We start from the raw sequence: 13,970 nt of genomic DNA on the forward strand, positions 1-13,970 counted from the left end.
CGCACTCGCGTACTCGCCCGTCGTACTCGCCGCTACTGCTCGTTGACGAACTCTTCGACGACGGTCGCGCCCAGCTCCCGCACGATCAGGTCGTGGCCGGACAGCGCGGAGTCGACGAGGTCCGGATCGTCTTCCGCCGGTACGTCGTCCTCGATCGCCATCGGGGGAGGCGGGGGCGACGATTCCGCGGCGTAGGAAGGGCCGGGAGAAGGCTCGGGCGCCGTACGCGGCGGCGCCTGGGCGGGGGCCTGCGCCTGGGGCGCGGGGGCGGCCGGGCCGGTCTGGTAGGGCTGCTGGGCGGGACGCGGAGCCGGGGCAGCGGGCGGCCGCCCGCCAAAACCACCACCGCCACCGGAGCCGCCGCCGCTACCGGGCGGCTGGCCACCACCCGACGGGTCGACGACCGCCTCGACCTTCCACTGCACGTTGAAGGACTCGGCCAGCGCCTGCTTCAGCACGTCCTCGCTGCCACTGCTCGTGAAGTTGTCACGGGCTCCGGCGTTGATGAATGAGAGCTGGAGCGTGGTTCCGTCGAAGCCGGTGACCTGCGCGTTCTGACTGAGCAGGATCCAGGTGAACCGCCGCCGGTTCTTGACGGCCTCCAGGATCCCGGGCCACATGTTCTGCACCTGTACGGCCCCCTGGGCGGCCGGTGCCGGGTTCGCCGGCGCGGGCGCGGGCGCCGCAGCGACGGGCGGGGCCTGCACGGGGGCGGGCTGCGGCTCGGGCCGGCCCTGCCCGGGCGAGGAGGCCGTGGGCCAGCCACCGGGCCGGCGCCCGGCTTCCTGCCCGCCACCGCCTCCGGCACCACCCGAACCACCCGCACCCGGCCAGGCGCCGGGACGCTGCGGCTGCCCGCCACCCACGCTCTCGACGGGAGGAGCCTCCGCCACCGGAGCGGATACAGGAGCGGCGACGGGCGCAGAAGGCACAGGAGCCACAGGAGCCACAGGAGCAGCCGCACCGGATACGCCAGGCACAGCATGAGCCTCGGGCCCCGGCACGTACCCCATAGCGGGACCAGGAGCCGCACCCGCGGCCATGAAGCCGCCACCGGCGCCCCGCTCCAGGCGGTCGAGACGGGCCTGCAGCGAGCGCTCGTCGTCGAAGGCGGCGGGCAGCAGCACCCGGGCGCAGATCAGCTCCAGCTGCAGTCGCGGCGAGGTGGCGCCACGCATCTCGGTGAGCCCGGTGTTGACCAGGTCGGCGGCGCGGCTCAGCTCGGCCGCGCCGAACACCGAAGCCTGCGCCTGCATCCGCTCCACGACGTCCGCCGGGGCATCGATGAGCCCCTTCTCCCGCGCGTCCGGCACGGCGGCCAGGATCACCAGGTCACGCAGCCGTTCCAGCAGGTCCGCCACGAACCGGCGAGGATCGTTGCCACCCTCGATGACCTGGTCCACGATCTCGAAAGCGGCAGCCCCGTCACCCGCCGCGAAAGCATCCACGACGGAGTCGAGCAGCGAGCTCTCCGTGTACCCGAGGAGCGCGGTGGCCATGGCATATGTCACACCGTCCTCGGCCGCTCCGGCGAGGAGCTGGTCCATGACGGACATCGAGTCACGCACCGACCCGGCCCCGGACCGTACGACGAGCGGCAGGACTCCCTCCTCGACGGGGATGCCCTCCTTGCCGCACACCTCGCCCAGGTAGTCGCGAAGCGTCCCCGGCGGCACCAGGCGGAAGGGGTAGTGGTGCGTACGCGAACGGATCGTGCCGATGACCTTCTCGGGCTCCGTCGTCGCGAAGATGAACTTGAGGTGCTCCGGCGGCTCCTCGACCACCTTCAGCAGGGCATTGAAGCCCGCCGGGGTGACCATGTGCGCCTCGTCGATGATGTAGATCTTGTATCGACTGCTCGCGGGCCCGAAGAAGGCCTTTTCCCGCAGGTCACGGGCATCGTCCACGCCACCGTGCGAAGCGGCGTCGATCTCGATGACGTCAATGGATCCCCGGCCGTTCCTGGCCAGGTCGAGGCAGGACTGGCACTGGCCGCACGGGGTGGGCGTAGGCCCCTGCTCACAGTTCAGGCAGCGGGCGAGGATGCGCGCGCTGGTCGTCTTTCCACAGCCGCGCGGCCCACTGAACAGGTACGCGTGATTGACCCGGTTGTTGCGCAGGGCCTGCTGCAAGGGGGCAGTGACATGCTCCTGCCCGATGACCTCGGCGAACGACTCGGGACGGTAACGGCGGTACAGCGCAAGGGACGACACGTATACGAGGTTATCGGGACCCACTGACAACCGACCCCGCCCAACGCAAGCGCCCCCCACGCACCCGCCAGAGCTCACTTACCCTTGCTGCCTTCCGGCCCTGGGGGAGTTCGGTGAGATAGCGCCACGTGAGGGGCTGGCCCCCACAGTAGCGGATCGCCCACCGGGAAAACGAGCCGGGCCCCGACCACGGGCAACGCGGCGGAACGTGTTCGCGAGCACTCCTCAACGTCTTGTATTGTTTGCGGCGGAGGATTCGCCTAGTGGCCTAGGGCGCACGCTTGGAAAGCGTGTTGGGGGCAACCCCTCACGAGTTCGAATCTCGTATCCTCCGCCAGTGCCTCACCGGGCACTTGAAGGCCCCGACCGGGAAACCGGCCGGGGCCTTCTGCGTTCCGTGGTTGCAGTTTTGGCTGCCTTCATGCCGGAGAATTCAGGAAATTTCGACGGGCGGGCAGGGCGTGTCCCACAGCTCGACGACACCCGTGGGCGGGAATCTTCCGCCCTGCGACACATCCAGGCCCACCAGACAGGCAATCCTTGAGCTCGGCGCCGGACTGGCCGAGGTCCGACCATGGCGCGTTCCTTGACCTGAGGAGAGGTTCTCCATGGCATCCGGATCAACGCTGACAGCCTGGCTGCGCGGTCTCGACGGCCCGCGCCTGGCACGCGTGCTCGCGACACGGAGGGACACCGCGTCCCCTCCGGAGCCGCGCTCGGTGGGGGAGCTGGCGGACCGTCTTCAGCGGCCAGGGTCGGTGGCACTCGCGCTGCCCCTGCTCACCCTGCCCGAATTGCAGGTGGCCGAGGCCGTGGCGGCGTTGGGGGCGCCCGCGTCGCGCGAGGCCCTGGCGAAGCTGCTGGGAGCGACGGCCGGCGAGGCCGGCCGCGCCTTGGAGGCAACCCTGGAGGCACTGGCCGGACACGCGCTGGTCTGGCCGGACCACAGCGGACGGCTCCACATGGCCGCACCGTTGCGACAGGCGTGGGAGGCGCCGCTCGGGCTGGACGCACCACTGGCGGTGCTGCTGGCGGACATGACCTCCGACGAGCTGCGCGGCATGTTGGCGGCGCTGGGCGTCAAGCCGCCCGGCACCAAGCAGCAGCGCATGACAGCGCTGGTCGCACACCACAGTGATCCTGAATGGGTTGCCTCGGTGGTCGCGAAGGCACCTGCGGCGGCCCGGAAACTGCTGGAGCGTCGAGCGCAGTCCGGGTCGTCACAGGCCGGGTCCATCATGTTCGGGGCTCCCGGCGCCGACTCCGAACCGGGCGAGCGATGGGCGCTGGACCGAGGGCTTCTGATCCGGGACCGCCGCTGGTACGGCCCCGCCCGGATGCCCGTCGAGGTCGCACTCGCACTGCGCGGGCCCGCCTGGCACGCGCCGTTCGAACCCCGGCCGCCCGCCGTGCAGTTGGTGTCCGTCACCGCGGCGGAGGTGGACCGGGAGGCGACAGCCGCAGCCACGGCGTTCGCAGCGCATGCCGCCTCGGTCCTGTCGGCATGCTCGGCGGCGCCGCCGGCCAGGCTTAAGTCCGGCGGTGTCGGCGCACGTGAACTGGCCCGCATCGGCAAGGCCGCCCAAGCCGATGACGCCGTGGTACGCATCACGCTGGAGGCCGCGCACGCGGCAGGACTACTGGCCCGGGACGGCGACCGCGTCGCCCCCACCAAGGCATACGACGCCTGGGCGGCGCAGAAACCCTCGGAACAGTTCGCCGCGCTGCTCCAGGCATGGCGGAACCTGCCCCTCACCCCCTCGCAGGCACGCGACGAGGACGACAAGGCACTCCCCGCAGTCTCCGGGGCGCCGCCCTGCGGCGGCTGCTTGCAGACCCGGCTCGGGTTGCTCGCCGCCGCGGCGCACCTCCCGGCAGGGCAGGGAGCGCGAACCACCTCGGACCTGGGGATGCTCGTGGCATGGCACCGCCCGCTCGCCGACCCGACACCCCAGGGCGAAACACCGTTCGCCACCGCGATCCGCGAGGCCGAACTGCTCGGCGTACTCGCCCGCGGCGCCCTGTCGCCCCTCGGCACCGCCCTACGAGCCGACGATACGGACCAACTTGCCGCCGTGTGCCGGCGTCTGCTGCCCGCGGCCACCGGCACGGCCCGGATCGGCGTCGACCTCACCGCCGTCGTCACCGGAACACCGACCGCGCGACTGGACGCGCTCCTGGATTCCGCCGCGGACCGGGAAACCCGCGGCACGGCCTCGGTGTGGCGGTTCAGCGCTGTCAGCATCCGGCGAGCCCTGGACTCCGGCCGCACCTCGGACGAGATCACAGCCGACCTGTCCGCCATCGCCGCCGGGCCCCTGCCCCAGCCCCTTACGTATCTGATCGCCGACACCGCTCGCAGTCACGGCCGCGTACGCATCGCCCCTGCCGCCTGCGTCATCCACGGCGAGGAGCCCGCGCTCCTGGCCGAAATCGCCGTCCACAGCAAGCTCGCCAAGCTCGGCCTGCGACAGCTCGCCCCGACGGTCCTGGTCAGCCGCAGCCCACTCGACCAGACCCTCGCCGCGCTTCGAGCCGAGGGCTACGCTCCCGTGGCCGAGACGGCCGACGGAACCGTACGCATCGAGAAGACCCGGCCCCATCGGGCCGCCGCACCCGTACCGGCCCCACGGAACGCCCGAGCGCAGGCCGGCCTCCGAAGCACGACGGCTCGCCACGCGGCGAAGGCCCCCGCCGCGTCCGACCTGAACGCCCTGGCCGCCCGACTCCTGACCGCCCCGCCGACCACACCGGAACCCGACCCGTTCGGGCCCGGCGGAGTCCCCTTCGGCACGGATACCGAAGAGATCGTCGCCGGGTACGCGAAGCTGCTGTCGTACAGCGATGTCCGCCAGCTGGCCCATGCCATCGACACCGGTACGGCCGTCACGGTCGACTACGTCGCCGCGTCAGGAAGCCGCACCGTACGCACCCTCGACCGCCTCACCCTCGACCCGCCCTATCTCGAAGCCTGGTGCCACCTGCGGGACGCCGAACGCGTCTTCACCCTCTCCCGGATCCACGGCGTGATGCCCGCATAGGACCCGAGCGGTCCGGCGGCAACAAAATACAACTTGCGAGATATATTTGAAGCCACACTTGATATCCAGGAGGGTGTACATGAGTCGGACCGTCATCGATCTGGACGACGAGCTGGTCGCCGACGTGGCGAAAGCCCTGGGAACGAGCACCAAGAAGGAGACTGTCAACACCGCCCTGCGCGAAGTGCTGGAGAACCGGCGCCGCGCCCTGGCGCTCACCCGGCTCCGTGCCGCGGCCGACGAGGGCGCTTTCGACCTGGAGCTGTTCGAGAACAAGAGGAACTACCGGCGGTGAACGCGGCGCAGTTCCTGATCGACACCAGCGCGCTCGCGCGCCTCATGCGCGGGGATGCGGAACAGTACGGCTGGGACCAAGCGGCAGCCGCCGGCCTCATCGCGACCTGCCCCATCACCGAGCTGGAGTTCTTCTACAGCGCCCGGTCGGCGGCCGACCGGGCGCGCGGCATCGAGGACATGCGGCTGATCTTTGGCTGGGTTCCCGTCGACGACCGCGCCTACGACCGCGCCTGGCAGGTCCAGGACGCCCTCACCAAACAGGGAAAGCACCGAAGCACCGGTGCCGTCGACCTCGTCGTCGCCGCGACAGCCGAGCTGCAAGGGCTCACCCTCCTTCATCGCGACCACGACTTCGAGTGCATCGCGGCAGTGACTGGCCAGCTCCTCCAGTGGTACGGCCCGGAGCCCGGCAAGTAAGCCTCCGTCCGGGTCTCGGCTTCCGTTACAACTCGGCTTCCCTTACAACCGGACCTCTCCCCCAGCCGCGTCAGCGTGCTGAGACTGAGTGAGAAGCCGGTCCGCCAGGCCGCCGACAGCGGCCGGTTTCCGGAGCAGGAGCAGCGCCGCGTCGTCGTGGAGCCGGCCGCCGACGTGCGCCAGCAGCTCGTCGTGGAGCGCGGCGAGGGTGCGGGAGGGCTCGTCCGACACGTGCCGCGCCACCCGCTCGACGAGCGGGTAGAACTCACGATCGCGGTTGCGGGCCTCGGTGACACCATCGGTGTAGAGGAGCAGCTGGTCACCGTCGGCGAAGGGCAGTGTCTGAAGGCTCGGAGTCTCGCCGGTGAAGGCATGCAGCCCGAGCGGTGGGGCCGGATGGGTCGGCTCGACGGCCAGTACGTGTGAATCGCGGACCACCAGCGGCGGCGCGTGTCCGCAGTTGACCACCTCCATGACCCCGGCTCCCGGGTACCCGGCGACCACGGCGGTGACGAAGTCGTCGGAACCCAGATTGCGCGCCAGGCTTCGCTCGATCCTGCCGACGACGTCGAGGAGGTCCGGCTCGTCGTAGGCGGCCTCACGGAAGACACCGAGCACCAGGGCGGCGGTGCCCACCGCGGGCAGTCCTTTTCCGCGCACGTCGCCCACGATCAGCCTGACCCCGTACGGAGTCGGCACCAGCGCGTAGAGGTCCCCGCCGATGCGGGCCTCCGCATCGGCGGCGCTGTAGCGGACGGCCACCTGAAACGGGCCGACCGTCGCGGGCACGGGCTTGAGGAGGGCGTGCTGGGCGGCCTCGGCGACCGAGCGCACGGCCGCGAGTACCCGTTCGCGGCGCACGCGCAGCGCGCTGGCCAAGCCACTCGCCAGGGTTACGGCGACCAACGCCGAGAGCACGATCGCCAGCTCGCGACCCGGTACGCCGTCTCGAACCCCGAGCACAGCGCCCAGAACGGCGGCGAGGAAGCCGACACACAGAACTCCCCGCGGCCGGCTGGTGGTGGCGGCCAGCGCGGGTCCGGCGGCGAGCAGGGGCAGCCAGGTCATCGCGGCTCCGCTGACGAGGCCGAGGAGTACAACGACAGAGACGATCAGTACGGGCGCAACGGAGGCGAAGTGCGCGGCGGCTCCGGTCCGGGTCTTCGTGAACGGCCACGTCGGCCACCAGCCGCCTTCATGGTCTCGCGCCTGACTCATGTTGTGGTTCGCAGTCCTCTCCTGGTGGCGGGGCATACGCCCAAATGTCCCTTTCGTTCAGGGAACAGGGTCCGTGCGGGCGCCACAAGGACAGAAATTTCAGATAGTGAGCGAAAGGCCCCTGGTCACGCGACTGGCTGTGGGCACCAGACGCTCTCGCACCTCGTCGATGCGGGAGAGCCGGTCCGCCGGCATGGAGATGCCGAGCGAGCCGAGCTTGTCGCCGCTGTAGACCGGCACCGCGACGCAGACCGTACCGAGGGCGTACTCCTCCAGGTCCAGGACGGCCGGGGCGGTGGTCGGCGACTCCAGTCGCCGGATCAGTTCGGAACGCCGGGTGATGGTCCGTGGCGTGAGGTCGGCGAGGGAGTGCCGGGAGAGGTAGTCGTTGCGGGACTCGTCGTCCAGCTCGCGCAGCACGCACTTCCCGAGCGCGGTGGCGTGCCCGGCGTCCTCGAATCCCACCCAGAGGTCGACCCGCTGTGCCCGGGGGCTGTCGACGATCTCGGCGACCCGGATCTCGCCCTCCTCGTAGAAGGTCAGGTAGGCGGCGGTCGACAGTTCGTCCCGCAGAGCGGCGAGCGTGGGGCGGATACGGCTGAGCAGCGCCTGCCCGCGGCTTCCGGCATGCAGCACGTCCAGCTGGTCGCCGATGACGAACCCGCCGTCGTCCAGCTTCCGTACGTACCCGTCGTGGACCAGCGTCCGCAACAGGTGATAGGTGGTGGCCAGAGGCAGGCCCGTCTCGCGTGCCAGCTGCTTCGCCGGCGCCCCGTTCCCGTGCGCGCCCACCGCTTCCAACAGGCGGAAGGCTCGCTGTACGGAAGTGATGAGCGTAGGGCCGTCGTGCGCAGCCATGTGACCAGCGTGCGCCCGACTCACGGACCGGGCAAGGCCCCCTCGGCCTGGAGTGGGCGTAGCTGTCCTCGACGAGCAGAACCGCTCAACCGGCCGGCTCGATGTTCTGGTTCGCGTGGAAGAGGTTCTCCGGGTCGTACGTCGCCTTGATCTGGGCGAGCCTGCCGTAGTGGTCCCGATAGGTGGACCTGACGCGATCCTGGCCCTCGCCCGCGCCGATGAAGTTCACGTACGAGCCGCCCATGGAGTGCGGCTGCAGAGCCTGGTGGTAGTCGACGGCCCACTGCTTGATGATCTCGGCCTTGGCCGGGTCCGGGTCGACGCCGCCGACGATGCCGGACCAGATCGCGTCCCGGTAGCTCCACGCGGTGTCGTCCTTCTCGACGCGCCCGGCGGCGGCATCCACCGGGTAGAGGTGCACCGTCGAGAGATCGGTCGGCACGTTCTCGGCGAACCTGGCGTGTACGTCGAGGGATTCGTCCGTAATGCGGTCGAAGAAGTGCCCGCGCCAGTACCACTGCAGGCCAGCGGGAATCAGCTCGTCGAACAGGGTCTGCACCCCGGGGTAGGGCATCGGCGTCGTGAAGTGGAAGGCGGGCGGGCCCGCGTCGCCGACGCCGGCGAGTGCGTCGTCGATGCCGGCCAGGTCCCCTGTCCAGCACCACACCACGCCGCACATCTTCTGGTTGTGGATCTCCTCGGGGAACGGCGGACCGGGCGGGACGGTGAGCAGGTTGTAGAAGCCGTTCAGGTCCTCGGGGGCCTGCGGCAGGAATTCGCGGTACCAGCGCAATACGTCCGCCGTACGGTCGACCGGCCACACGGTGATACCGAGCCCCACGGTGTGCACCGGGTGCAGCTGGAAGGTGAACGACGTGACGATGCCGAAGTTCCCGCCGCCGCCGCGCAGTGCCCAGAACAGGTCCGGGTGCTCCTTCGTGCTCGCGGTGACGAAGCTGCCGTCGGCGAGCACGACGTCCGCGGCCAGCAGATTGTCCACCGTCAGGCCGTACTTGCGGGTGAGATGCCCGTGGCCGCCGCCGAGGGTCAGGCCCCCGACGCCGGTCGTCGACATGATTCCGGCGGGTGTGGCCAGGCCGAAGGCGTGGGAGGCGTGGTCGAGGTCGCCGAGCTGACTGCCGCCGCCGACGAGGGCGGTCCTGGTCTCGGGGTCCACGTGCACCCAGCGCATGGGCGACAGGTCGATGGTGACGCCGCCGTCCACTTCGCACAGGCCCGGACCGCTGTGTCCGCCGCCCCGTACGGCGAGTTCGAGGCCCTGGTCGCGTATGAAATCGACGGCTGCCATGACGTCGCCCGCGTCCGTGCACCGCATGATGGCGGCCGGGTACCTGTCGATCATCGCGTTGTAGATCTTGCGAGCCTGGTGGTAGTCCGGGTGCTGCGGGCCGATGACCGGGCCGCGGACCGCGGCCTCCATCGCTTCCAGAGTCGTCGCTTCCAGAGTCGCGCCGTCCATAGGCCTGCTCCTTAAACCGAGACGCGGATTGAACCCCGACGCAGACCGCTTTCCACCGGCCTCCCGACACCACGACGGCTGACATTTCCAGGATCCTGCCGGTGGGAGGGGCTCGCAATTCCGCCGGATTTCGCCTGAGGTGCCGGGTCCCGGGCACAGGCGCAGGATGAATTCATGGAAAGCCGCCCCTCCAGCGACCCCTTCAGCGACCCCTTCGGTGACATCAGCCCGCCCGCCCGCATCGCGGAGCCCACCGAGGGCATCACCCCCGAGGAGCTCGCCCTGGCGACCCGCAACCACGGACTGCCGCTCGAAGCCCTGCGCTACGACCTGACCCCGCCCGGACTGCATTACGTACTCGTCCACTACGACATCCCCGCCGCCCGCGCCGACGACTGGCGCCTCACCGTGGGCGGCCGCGTCCGACGTCCGCTGACGCTGGACATGGAGACGCTGCGTTCGTTCCCGGCGGTCACCCACCGCGTGACGATCGAATGCGCGGGCAACGGCCGGGCCCGGCTCACACCCCGGCCCGTGAGCCAGCCCTGGCTCGTCGAGGCGGTCGGAACGGCCGAGTGGACCGGCGTACCGCTGCGCCTCCTCCTCGCCGAGGCCGGAGTCGAGCCCGACGCCGTCGAGGCCGTCTTCACCGGCGCCGACCACGGCGTCGAGCGCGGCGTGGAGCAGGACTACCGGCGGAGCCTGCCGCTGGAGGTGGCCACCGGCGGCGATCCGCGTCCCGAGGTGCTGGTGGCGTACGGCATGAACGGCCGGCCCCTGCCGCCGCAGCACGGGCATCCGCTGCGGCTGGTGGTCCCCGGCTGGTACGGCATGGCGCACGTGAAGTGGCTTCGCGACATCACGCTCACGGACGCGCCGTTCACCGGCTTCCAGCAGACGGTGGCATACCGCTTGCGGCAGGAGGCCGACGAGCCGGGCGAGCCGGTGACGCGCATCGCTCCGCGGGCCCTGATCGCCCCGCCCGGGTTCCCGGAATTCATGTCCAGGACCCGTGTCGTACGCCCTGGTCAGGTGGTTCTTGAGGGCCGGGCCTGGTCCGGGTGCGCCCCGGTCACGCGGGTCGAGGTGAGTACGGACGACTGCCGCTCCTGGAGCGAGGCCACGCTCGCCCCGCAGGACGGCCACGCCTGGGCCTGGCGAGGGTGGCACGCATCGTGGACGGCCACCCCCGGCAGCCACGTCCTCAGCGCCCGCGCTACGGACGCGGAAGGCAACACGCAGCCGCTCGAACAGCCCTGGAACCGGGGCGGCTTCGCCAACAACCTGGTGCAGCGGATGCCGGTGCTGTGCGTCGCCGAACAGCAGGTTTCGTCGTTCTCGTCATGACGGCGATGCCCTGCAAGGCGCCCACGGGCTGTCTGCCGTAGCGGAGTTCGCCGTCGTAGTCGTCCTCGGCGACCGTTCGGTGCACGGGGGCGTATTCCCAGGCAGGCGCCGTTGCACCGCATTCTTCCCGGGTCGGAGGTGACGTTCTCACGCCGCATGCGTGACAAAGGGTGGTGTTCCGCGACGGGTCGGCTCTGGAATCCTCACTAGTGATCCCGGGTGAACATTCCCCCCACGAGCGGAGCTTCCCGTGGACATGCGCTACGAGGTCTTTTGCCTCATGGACACGCACTTCTACGACGCGCCTACCCGCGTGCAGGATCAAAGCAGCGGCAGCGACTTCGACCTGGCCCGATGTCCGGCTCCGGAGGGGTGGGAGCGTTACGAGCTCGACAACTGGGTGGTCTTCGATCCCCCCGGTCTCGACCTCCCCCCGCAGGGCTGGAAAATCCATGCCTCGGCCTGCCTCGACAATGCCAAGGAGATCCTCACGGCGGTGTGGGACTACTGCGTCCCACGGAGGATCTCCTTCAAGTTTCTCCGGAGCATGGACATTCTGCTGTTCGCCAACGCGAAATACGCCTCCCGGGGGTCCAGTGCGAAGTTCGTGACGATCTATCCGGCGGACGAGGAGCAACTCCAGCGCACAGCCACCGAGTTGGGGCAGATCCTGGAGGGCCAACCGGGGCCTTACATCCTCAGCGACCTCCGTTGGGGTCCCGGGCCGCTCTACGTCAGGTACGGCGGCTTTGCCTACCGGACCTGCGTCTCTCCCGAGGGAGAGACGGTGCCGGCGATCGAGGACGGATCCGGCAGGCTGGTGCCCGATCTGCGAGGACCGGCGTTCCGTGTGCCCGAGTGGGTGACGCTGCCCGGTTTCCTCGAACCCCACCTGGCCGCGCGCAACAGCACGACCGTCACCGACCTGCCGTACCGCATCGAGGGCGCCCTGCACTTCTCCAACGGCGGTGGGCTGTACACCGGTCAGGACGTACGGACAGGACAGCGAGTCGTGCTCAAGGAGGCCCGGCCGTACGCAGGGCTCACGCTGGACGCCGCGGACGCGGTCACCAGGCAGCGCCAGGAGCGGGAAGCCCTTGAGCGGCTGCGCGGCCTCGATTGCGTGCCCGCACTGATCGACCACTTCGTCCTGGGGGACCATCACTTCCTGGTCGAGGAGTTCGTCGAGGGACCGACGCTCAACAGCCTCTTCGTCGAGCGGTACCCTCTCGTGCTTCCGCAGGCCGACGACACGGACATCGCCGGCTACACCTCGTGGGCCCTCGACATGCTGGACCAGGTCGAGCGCGCGGTCGCCGACGTGCACAGCCGGGGCCTGGTCATCGGCGACATCCACCCCGACAACATGCTGGTTCGCCCGGACGGCCGCGTGGTGCTGATCGACTTCGAGGGCGTGCTGGACGCGGCGGAGCAAGGGGCCACCCAACGCCTTGCCGCCGCCGGGTTCGTGGCCCCGAAGGGCCGGACGGGGATCGACATCGACCACTACGCAATGGCCTGCCTGCGACTGTGGATGTTCATGCCGCTGACCAGCCTGATCGAGCTCGACGAGAGCAAGACACGGCAGCTCGCCGAAGAGGCCGCCGAGGCGTTCCCGGTGCCCCCCGGATTCTTCGACGAAGCGGTACGTGTGATCACCGGGGAAGGGGAAGAAGGGGAAGGCGGCGGTCCGCCAACAGGCTCCGGCACGCGGCAGCGGCTGGAGCCGGACCGCCGCGGGTGGGTCCGTGCCCGCGACTCCATGGTCGCCGCCATCCTGGCGGCCGCCACACCGCACCGTGACGACAGGCTCTTCCCGGGCGACCCCGTGCAGTTCGCCGCGCCGAGTGGAGGCCTGGGCTTCGCGAACGGTGCGGCAGGGGTGCTGTACGCGCTCGACGCGGTCGGCGCCGGACGCCACCCGGAGCACGAGGAGTGGCTCATACAGCGGGCTCTGCGCGAGGAACGGGGAACGCACCTCGGCTTCTTCGACGGCCTGCACGGTGTCGCGTACGTCCTCGACCACCTCGGCCACCGCGACGAGGCCATGAAGGTCCTCGACATGTGCATGGGCGAGGAGTGGCAGCAACTGGGGCTCGACCTGCAAGGAGGCCTGGCGGGAATCGGCCTGAACCTCCAGCACTTCGCCACGGCCACCGGCGACCTCGCGCTCCGTGATGCCGCCCTCAAGGTGGCGGGCATCGTCGCCGACCGGCTGGAATCACCCGACGAGGCGGTGGGGGCCGGCGCCGGGCTGCTGCGCGGCTCGGCGGGTCCCGCCCTGCTGTTCGTGCGGCTCTACGAGGACACCGGAGAACCGGAGTTCCTCGACCTGGCCGCCACGGCGCTCCGTCAGGACCTGCGCCGCTGCGTCGTCCGTCCCAGCGGGGCGATGGAAGTCGACGAGGGCTGGCGGACCCTGCCGTACCTGGGGAACGGCAGCGCGGGGATCGGCCTCGTGCTCGACGACTACCTCACCTACCGCCAGGACGACCAGTTCCGCGAGGCAGCAGCCGCGATCCGCAGGGCGACCACGGAGCAGTTCTTCATCCAGCCGGGACTCTTCGAGGGCATGGCGGGCATGATCCTGTGCCTCAGCCGACCCCATCCCCCCGGCACCGCCGCAGAGCGGGACCCGGTCGTCGCCGGACATGTGCGCCGCCTGTCATGGCACGCACTCACCCTCGATGGCCACCTGGTCTTCCCCGGCGAGCAGCTGCTGCGGCTCTCCATGGACCTGGCCACCGGCAGCGCGGGCGTACTGCTCGCCGTCGGCTCCGCCCTTCACGACCAACCGGTGCACCTTCCGTTCCTCGCCTCCCACGCGCCGACGGAACCCGGTGCACGCACCGACCACCACCGTCCCCACGAGATTTTGAGGGAGGAGGTGAAAATCCATGGCGCTGCTCGAACTGCAAGCCTTTGAGCCGGACGTAGTTGCCCACGGCAGCAACAAGAGCAAGAAGCGCGGCGGCAGCAGCTTCAGCACGCTGCTCTGCGGTCACCAGCCCAGCAACCTGAGCCTGACGCTCTGCAGCGGCCACTGACCGCCCGATGCGGGGGCGCCTCGTGCGCCCCCGCCCCACGCCTCCACCGAGC

10 protein-coding genes, 1 tRNA gene and 1 other RNA gene are annotated in these 13,970 nt (G+C 70.3%); 7 read left to right on the plus strand and 5 right to left on the minus strand.

What is annotated here, in order from left to right:
- Positions 1-32: 32 nt before the first annotated feature.
- Together PXH83_RS13725 and ffs are read right to left on the minus strand one after the other, a co-directional pair.
- The gene (locus tag PXH83_RS13725; protein WP_274560310.1) at positions 33-2,213 is read right to left on the minus strand and encodes a DNA polymerase III subunit gamma and tau; all 2,181 of its coding nucleotides are present in this window, start codon (positions 2,211-2,213) and stop codon (positions 33-35) included.
- A 42-nt stretch (positions 2,214-2,255) separates the two neighbouring features.
- Positions 2,256-2,354, minus strand: an RNA gene (gene ffs, locus PXH83_RS13730) — signal recognition particle sRNA small type.
- A gap of 108 nt (positions 2,355-2,462) precedes the next feature.
- Here ffs and PXH83_RS13735 point away from each other — a divergent pair.
- The 4 genes from PXH83_RS13735 (at position 2,463) to PXH83_RS13750 (ending at position 5,968) form a co-directional block, all read left to right on the plus strand.
- Positions 2,463-2,550: transfer RNA gene (locus PXH83_RS13735), tRNA-Ser, on the plus strand.
- A gap of 271 nt (positions 2,551-2,821) precedes the next feature.
- A complete protein-coding gene (locus PXH83_RS13740; protein ID WP_274560312.1) occupies positions 2,822-5,254 on the plus strand; it encodes a helicase C-terminal domain-containing protein in 2,433 nt (810 codons plus the stop codon).
- 79 nt (positions 5,255-5,333) lie between these two features.
- Positions 5,334-5,549, plus strand: coding sequence for a type II toxin-antitoxin system VapB family antitoxin (locus PXH83_RS13745; protein ID WP_183066302.1), 216 nt, complete (start codon positions 5,334-5,336; stop codon positions 5,547-5,549).
- Positions 5,546-5,968: a PIN domain nuclease gene (locus tag PXH83_RS13750; RefSeq protein WP_274560319.1), complete on the plus strand. Its 423-nt coding sequence runs from the start codon at positions 5,546-5,548 to the stop codon at positions 5,966-5,968. The genes PXH83_RS13745 and PXH83_RS13750 overlap by 4 nt, the downstream gene beginning before the upstream one ends.
- Positions 5,969-6,010: 42 nt before the next feature.
- Here PXH83_RS13750 and PXH83_RS13755 read toward each other — a convergent pair whose 3' ends face one another.
- The 3 genes from PXH83_RS13755 to PXH83_RS13765 form a co-directional block, all read right to left on the minus strand.
- On the minus strand, positions 6,011-7,186 hold the full coding sequence (locus PXH83_RS13755; RefSeq protein WP_420803164.1) for a PP2C family protein-serine/threonine phosphatase: 1,176 nt from the start codon (positions 7,184-7,186) through the stop codon (positions 6,011-6,013).
- A gap of 99 nt (positions 7,187-7,285) precedes the next feature.
- Positions 7,286-8,044: an IclR family transcriptional regulator gene (locus PXH83_RS13760; protein WP_274560321.1), complete on the minus strand. Its 759-nt coding sequence runs from the start codon at positions 8,042-8,044 to the stop codon at positions 7,286-7,288.
- 85 nt (positions 8,045-8,129) lie between these two features.
- A complete protein-coding gene (locus tag PXH83_RS13765) occupies positions 8,130-9,524 on the minus strand; it encodes an FAD-binding oxidoreductase (protein ID WP_274560323.1) in 1,395 nt (464 codons plus the stop codon).
- Positions 9,525-9,698: 174 nt separating this feature from the next.
- Here PXH83_RS13765 and PXH83_RS13770 point away from each other — a divergent pair, with 174 nt between their 5' ends.
- From PXH83_RS13770 to PXH83_RS13780, 3 genes are all read left to right on the plus strand, one after another.
- Complete coding sequence (locus PXH83_RS13770) at positions 9,699-10,871, plus strand: sulfite oxidase (RefSeq protein ID WP_274560325.1); 1,173 nt, start codon at positions 9,699-9,701, stop codon at positions 10,869-10,871.
- Positions 10,872-11,127: 256 nt separating this feature from the next.
- Positions 11,128-13,797 carry a class III lanthionine synthetase LanKC gene (gene lanKC / locus PXH83_RS13775; protein ID WP_338054733.1) on the plus strand — a complete coding sequence of 890 codons (2,670 nt, stop codon included), beginning with the start codon at positions 11,128-11,130 and terminating at the stop codon, positions 13,795-13,797.
- Complete coding sequence (locus PXH83_RS13780; RefSeq protein ID WP_274560330.1) at positions 13,769-13,918, plus strand: SapB/AmfS family lanthipeptide; 150 nt, start codon at positions 13,769-13,771, stop codon at positions 13,916-13,918. Before lanKC ends, PXH83_RS13780 begins: the two co-directional genes overlap by 29 nt.
- Positions 13,919-13,970 lie beyond the last annotated feature (52 nt).

It is taken from the genome of Streptomyces spiramyceticus, assembly GCF_028807635.1.
Taxonomy (GTDB): domain Bacteria; phylum Actinomycetota; class Actinomycetes; order Streptomycetales; family Streptomycetaceae; genus Streptomyces; species Streptomyces spiramyceticus.